The organism is Myroides odoratus, assembly GCF_001549985.1.
In the GTDB taxonomy this organism is placed as follows: Bacteria; Bacteroidota; Bacteroidia; order Flavobacteriales; family Flavobacteriaceae; genus Flavobacterium; species Flavobacterium odoratum_A.
Map to the genome: position 1 here is coordinate 81,749 of NZ_LROZ01000016.1, position 6,337 is coordinate 88,085.

Below are 6,337 nucleotides of genomic sequence, written 5' to 3' on the forward strand. Positions count from 1 at the left end.
TTATTGTTTTGGGAATTGAAAATCGATACTTGTTCCAAGGTTTAATTCAGAATGAATGTGCAATTCTCCTTTGAGGAATTGTACCCTCGACTGAATGTTGTGTAGTCCGGCGGATTGCGTTTGTTGGGCCTGGGTTAGCTCAAAACCACATCCATCATCTTCAATGGTAACCATATAGGAGTTATCACTTTCAACCAGTTGAATAATAATTTGTTGTGGGTTTGCATGTTTTAAGGCATTGTTGACCAATTCTTGAATAATGCGATAGACTAACAATTGTTTATCTTGCTCCAAGGTTTGCGTGTATCCTAAGAATTGAACATGGATATCCAATTGATCGGTAGACATGCGATTGGCATACTCTTTTAGCGCTTCTTCTAATCCGTACTTGAGGAGTAGATCAGGCATCAAATTATGAGCGACACGTCTTAGTTCATCTACGGCATTGTCCAGATGTTCAATAGATTTTGTCATTTCTATTTTATTGGTATCTGTGATTTTATGATGAAGGGTACTTAACTGGATCTTTGTTCCAGAAAGTAATCCACCTAAACCGTCGTGTAAATCTCGAGCTAAACGGGCGCGTTCTTGTTCCTGTCCATCCAATAAAGCGGTTAATGTTGCAATTTTGGCGTGTTGTTTTTCTTTTTCTAAAGCTAGATTATAGAGCTCTTTTTGTTGATTCATACTTTTCGTACGCTGTTTGTACACATAAAGGAGGACAAAAAGGAGGATAGCAAAAACTACAGCTAGGGCTAAAAAGTAAGAATTGACCTTTTTTTGATAAGACAATGTTTTCTTGAAGTGTTGAATATCCAATAACTTGTTATCATTCTCCAATTGGGACAATCTCAATGCTTGAGCATGTGTCTCGGTTTCCAGCTGACTAATTTCGAGTTTTTTTCGTTGATTCTCCTCTGAAAGTTTTAAATTTTCCAATTCTTGTTGCTGTTGTACCCCTAAGGTTCTCATCAGGCGAATTTGTTGCTCTTTTTTCTCAGAGGCCAATTGCAGGGTTAACAATTGTTGTTTCTGTTGCTCTTTTTCATATTGTGCTTCTAGGCGTCTACTAATTTCGAGTTTATCCTGGTTGTAAATGGATTGATACGTTTGTAGGTAAAGCTTGTGAAAGTGGAGCGCACCTAGATAGTTTTCTTCTGTTTCATTGAGTTGAGCTAAACTCTCATAAATAGAAAGTAAGGTGTTTTTATCTGGTAAATGCGTACTATTAATCGCCGATAAAGCAGAAAGCAAATAGGAAGTTGCTATTTTGGTCTTATTTTCTTTTAAGGCAATTTCAGCTAAAATCCCATAAGATGACGCTTGAAAGTTTATCTGATGGGTTTCTTGTGCTTGTTGTAAGGCTAAGTTAGCATAATAGGTGGCTTGTTCGTTGTATTGTTTGGGAAAGGCGCGTAAATAAAGACTTGCTAAATTATTGGCTACAAAAGCTAAATCTGAACGAAAAGGAATGACTTCTCGATTATTTTCATAGGTTTTGATGGCCTTTTTGTAGTAGTTTTCAGCTAAATCACGGGCATAAATATTGTTGGTGTTTTGAGCAAATTCACTTTCGTATAAATAGCCCATCATCATGTATGCATCAAAAAGGGCATTAGGATTATTTTGTTGAACAGCAATATCCAATGTAAGCTTGCTGTACTTCTCTTGTAATTCGTAATCATCCCAACTAGCATAGATGCTTGTCAACTCTTTATAGGCGGCAGATAATCGACTTAATTTAGTAGACGATGAAGGAGCTTTTTCATAGAATGAAATGGCAGTTAATAAGGATTGAACTGCTTTAGCTTCTTGATTATTGCGTACATAAATCCATCCTTGGCAATAGTTGACATAGGCTTTGATTTCATTTGCGTCAATCTGCTGCGCATAGTCTAATGCCTTTTTAATCGTTCTACTGGCTTCAGTTGTTTTATCATTGAGTTGAGCATTCATCGCCAAAATAGCATAGAGATAAGCCGCATTGGTTTTATCTCCTTGTTTTTCGGCGATGAGAATGTTCTCTTTTAATAATTGAGTGGCCTCTTGTTGTTGTTCTTGAAAAAAAAGCGCTTGGGCGTATTTTCCTACGACTTCAAAACGCGCAGGACTTCCCGGTACTGTTTTGTCGTATTGTTCTTTGTACGTCGTCAATATTTCTTGTCCATACAGCTGGTTGGAGGTACAAAAGAGCAGTACAAACCAAAGGAATGAGACAAAAAATAAAGCAGATTTAGAAGAATAAGACATGTATAAGTATTTAGGTACGCATAGCGTCCGTTATTTTTTAAATGTGATTCGAATTAAATGATGCTCGTCTGGGTCAATGGTATCGTTTAAATTACGATCTACTACAAAGTAAAGATATAATTCGCCAATACGGTAGTTTTTCCATGCAATTTCATTTCCGTCAATGTTTACCCCATCAAGGCTCCATTGGTAGATATCCCATTCTTTTTGCTGTCCAATTTTGTTGATTCGATGGTCGCTATTTGAAGCAAAATAGAGGTATTGATGCCCCTCTTCACTCAAGATAGGATAACCTTGACTTTTGCCGAAAGAAGCGGCAAATCCCGTTCCTGGGCTAAAAAATTCAATATCTTCAAAAGACATGGATTCGAAAGTATTCTCAAATTGACTGTTATCGGTTACTAAAGCCTTAGCAGCGTAAAATAACTCCTTTTTGTCTTGGTATGGTTTGTTTAAAAACTCAAGGCTAAAACGCTCTGGTTTTAGGGTGATGTTTTGTGTTTTTTGATCAATAACGATTGTAGTATTCCCTTGTTTAATCAAGATGTTTTTTGTTGTCACCTCTTGTGCTTGTGCTAAGGTAAAAGTGCCTAAGCTTAGGGCTAAGGCTAATAATAGTTTCTTCATAGATAGAAAGATTGTTAGTTGATTACAAAAGTAGCGAATAAGGACTTTTGTTGTACTCCCTAAAAATGATGAGTTTGCGTTCTAAAAATAGAAATTAACCTTGTTTTTTCTTGAATTGACCATAATTGACTGCTTCAAAACTTCCATCTGTTTTTTTGATGAACGTTTCTTTTCCGCTTTGGACTTCTACATTTTGGGCAGCAATACAAAACCAAGTTTCTTCTATTTTTTGTACGACAAATAAAAAGAGTGTATTTCGAATTTGAGGGGTTTCACTCTCCGCTAAAGCAGTTTGGTCGCTTAATCTTACACGGACATGTACGGTAGCAATAGTATCAGATAAGTATCGGACTTTTATGCGTTTTATTTCCAGCTTTGAGTGGTTGAAAATGACGCGTAAACCATAGTCATGTGCCTGAAAGATGGCTTCTTTATTGTGCCACCATAACCCTGTAACATTGACAAAATCGGCATCTTCTATAAAAATAGCAGCTAATTGTTCCGCATCGTATTGATTCCATGCAGTAACAAATTGTTCTGCAATATGTTCAGGTAAAGTTCTGTTCATGTTGAGTTTTTTGATGTCATGTAAAAATACGCAGATTACATGAATGTATACCGTGAATTAACTTACTCGTAACGAAGTGCCTCTACTGGATCTAATTTGGAAGCTTTTATGGCAGGATATAAACCTGAAATAACAGCAACTACTAAGGTGGTAATGAAGGCAGCTAAAATGGCGGACCACGGAATGGCAAATGTAAAATGGAGGATGGAGGTCATTAAGTATGCTGTGCCAATTCCCAATATAGTGCCTAGTAATCCACCCAATTGACCAATGATAAGGGTTTCCGTAAAGAATTGTTGAGCAATGGTTTTTCGTTTGGCTCCCAAAGACTTGCGGATACCAATTTCTTTGGTTCGCTCTGTTACTGATACCAACATGATATTCATTAGTGCAATCGAAGAACCTAAAATGGTGATCATACCAATAAGCCAAGCAGCAATATTCAACATGCCAATTTGTTTTTCTAAGGATCGAAGCATGTCATCACTGCGTTCAATACCAAAATTAGAATCGTTTACTACGGCTAAGTTTCGACTGATGCGAAAATCAAGGGTAGCTTGATCAATAGCTTGATTTAATAATCCTTCTTGTTGAATTCCTACTTTGATGGTGTAATTGATATTGGCTGTATTGAATATATTACGAGCAATTTGAATGGGAATAAACACGCGTTGATCTTCATTTTGACCAAAGGTACTGCCTTGTTCTTTGAGGATTCCAACAATCTTAAATTTATATCCTCGAATGGAAATTACTTGATCGATAGGGGATTGTGATTTGAACATGTTTTTGGAGAAATCAGATCCCACCACACAAACAAAGTGATTGTTTTTGCAATCCGTATAGCTCAATCCTCGTCCATTGTTGATTAATAATCCACTGTTGGAGAGGTAATTTTCATCACAACCTACAATGCTAACTTCTGGATCCGTTTTTACATAATCATTCTTGATTTCAATATTAGTAGCTGCATCAAAAGAAAGCGATACCGCTGCAAAAGGGTAACTGTAGTGTTCCTTGAAATCCAGAGCTTGTGCATAGGTAATAGGTGGATTTTCTACTTGATTGGATTGGTTTTTTGCTATTCTACCTGCTGTATCATATTGGCTAATCGTAAAAGTATTAGCACCCATGGAAGAGAAATCAGCTAAAATGGTGTTTTTTAATGCACTTACAACGGATAGAATACCAACAAGTGCCCATATACCAATAGCAATAATAAACACCGTAATAAAGGTGCGGAGGAGTTGACTTTTGATACTCGTCGTTGCAATTTTGATATTCTCAAGTGTTATTTTCCACATACGGTATAAGTAGCTAGAATGAATTAAATGTTACAAGTAAAGATAGGAATTTTCGAGAAGGGAAATTGGAAAAGGGAGAGAAGATGGTGAGGTGGTGAGAGGGTGAGATGGTGAGATGGTGAGATGGTGAGATGGTGAGATGGTGAGATGGTGAGATGGTGAGATGGTGAGGCGATGAGCAAACCTCACAAAGCAATTGGAGAAGAGAAAGTGGAAAAGGGAGAGAAGTAAATTTTCGATTAAAGCGACACTGTACCAAAAACTGTGTAAGTATAAAATTCTGCTTGGGTTAAAACCGCGCAGAATTTTTTTATATATTTAATATTTAAATAGTTATGGAAACAAAAGACCTATTTCCGGATGAGTTTTTCAAACAGTTTAAAACTGGAGATGAACTTCAAAACTTCCTAAAAGACTTACAAAAGCGAGGAATTGAAAAAATGTTAGAAGGCGAGTTAGATGCTCATCTAGATTACGATAAGCATGATTTACGAAAGGAAGAAAATACGCGTAATGGTTACTCTACCAAAAAGATAAAAACGAGTTACGGAGAAGAAGAAATAAAGGTTCCTAGGGATCGTGATGCTAGTTTTAACCCTATGATTATCCCCAAACGAAAAAGCATGGTGGAGGGCTTGGAAAACGTTATTGTTTCCCTTTACGCCAAAGGGATGTCTGTTTCTGATATCGAAGAACAAATACGAGAAGTATATAATTTCGATGTCTCTAAATCCACAATATCTCGTATAACCGATGCTGTTACTGCAGATATTATCGCTTGGCAAAATCGCCCATTAGAACCAGTTTATTTAATTGTTTGGATGGATGGAATTGTATTTAAAGTTCGAGAAGATTCAAAAGTGATTAATAAAACTATTTATATCGCAGTAGGATTAAAACGTGATGGGCGTAAAGAAGTTTTAGGTTTGTGGTTAGGTAAAAATGAGTCATCTTCCTTTTGGATGGGTGTTTTAACGGATATAAAAGCCCGTGGAACTGAGGATATTTTAATTACAGCAACTGACAATTTAAACGGTTTTACTGATACTATTCGCACTGTTTTTCCTGAATCTAAAACGCAGATATGCGTTGTACATCAAATACGAAATGCTTGTAAATACGTTGTTTGGAAAGATAAAAGACCTTTTACTGCTGATATGAAACATATTTATAATGCTCCAAATAAACAAGCTGCGCAAGCTGCTTTTAATGACTTTGCTGTTAAATGGGAACATAAATATTCCTATGCAATACAAAGTTGGAGAAACAATTGGGAAGATCTTACAGTATTCTTTGAATTCCCTATAGAGATTAGAAAAATCATCTATACCACCAATTTAATTGAGAATTTAAACGGTAAAATAAGGAAGTATACCAAGAATAAATTATCCTTTCCTACAGACGAAGCTGTGATGAAATCCGTATATTTGGCTGTAAGAGAAGCAACTAAAAGATGGTCAATGCCAGTAAAAAGCTGGGGAATTATACTTGATCAATTCTTAATCCTATATCAAGAAAGGGTTAGACTTTAATTCAAAACCTAACCCAAGCTTTATTTTTGAACTTACACACTTTAAGAGATAGTGCC

The 6,337-nt window shown here is 36.3% G+C and carries 5 protein-coding genes; 1 reads left to right on the plus strand and 4 read right to left on the minus strand.

What is annotated here, in order from left to right:
* The 4 genes from AWV75_RS14580 to AWV75_RS14595 all read right to left on the minus strand — a co-directional run bounded on the left by AWV75_RS14580 (nucleotide 1) and on the right by AWV75_RS14595 (nucleotide 4,749).
* Nucleotides 1–2,250: an ATP-binding protein gene (locus AWV75_RS14580; RefSeq protein WP_060875062.1), complete on the minus strand. Its 2,250-nt coding sequence runs from the start codon at nucleotides 2,248–2,250 to the stop codon at nucleotides 1–3.
* Nucleotides 2,251–2,280: 30 nt separating this feature from the next.
* Nucleotides 2,281–2,877 carry a hypothetical protein gene (locus AWV75_RS14585; protein ID WP_060875063.1) on the minus strand — a complete coding sequence of 199 codons (597 nt, stop codon included), beginning with the start codon at nucleotides 2,875–2,877 and terminating at the stop codon, nucleotides 2,281–2,283.
* Nucleotides 2,878–2,971: 94 nt separating this feature from the next.
* Complete coding sequence (locus tag AWV75_RS14590) at nucleotides 2,972–3,445, minus strand: SgcJ/EcaC family oxidoreductase (protein ID WP_060875064.1); 474 nt, start codon at nucleotides 3,443–3,445, stop codon at nucleotides 2,972–2,974.
* A 62-nt stretch (nucleotides 3,446–3,507) separates the two neighbouring features.
* A complete protein-coding gene (locus AWV75_RS14595; protein WP_060875065.1) occupies nucleotides 3,508–4,749 on the minus strand; it encodes an ABC transporter permease in 1,242 nt (413 codons plus the stop codon).
* 335 nt (nucleotides 4,750–5,084) lie between these two features.
* Between AWV75_RS14595 and AWV75_RS14600 the strand changes: the two genes are divergently transcribed.
* Nucleotides 5,085–6,281, plus strand: a complete 1,197-nt coding sequence (locus AWV75_RS14600; protein WP_060874578.1) for an IS256 family transposase — start codon at nucleotides 5,085–5,087, stop codon at nucleotides 6,279–6,281.
* The last annotated feature ends 56 nt before the right edge of the window (nucleotides 6,282–6,337 follow it).

Excerpts from the sequence above, each read along its gene's own strand:
- AWV75_RS14580 (WP_060875062.1), bottom strand. The coding sequence starts at position 2,250 with ATGTCTTATTCTTCTAAATCTGCTTTATTTTTTGTCTCATTCCTTTGG.
- AWV75_RS14585 (WP_060875063.1), bottom strand. The coding sequence starts at position 2,877 with ATGAAGAAACTATTATTAGCCTTAGCCCTAAGCTTAGGCACTTTTACC.
- AWV75_RS14590 (WP_060875064.1), bottom strand. The coding sequence starts at position 3,445 with ATGAACAGAACTTTACCTGAACATATTGCAGAACAATTTGTTACTGCA.
- AWV75_RS14595 (WP_060875065.1), bottom strand. The coding sequence starts at position 4,749 with ATGTGGAAAATAACACTTGAGAATATCAAAATTGCAACGACGAGTATC.
- AWV75_RS14600 (WP_060874578.1), top strand. The coding sequence starts at position 5,085 with ATGGAAACAAAAGACCTATTTCCGGATGAGTTTTTCAAACAGTTTAAA.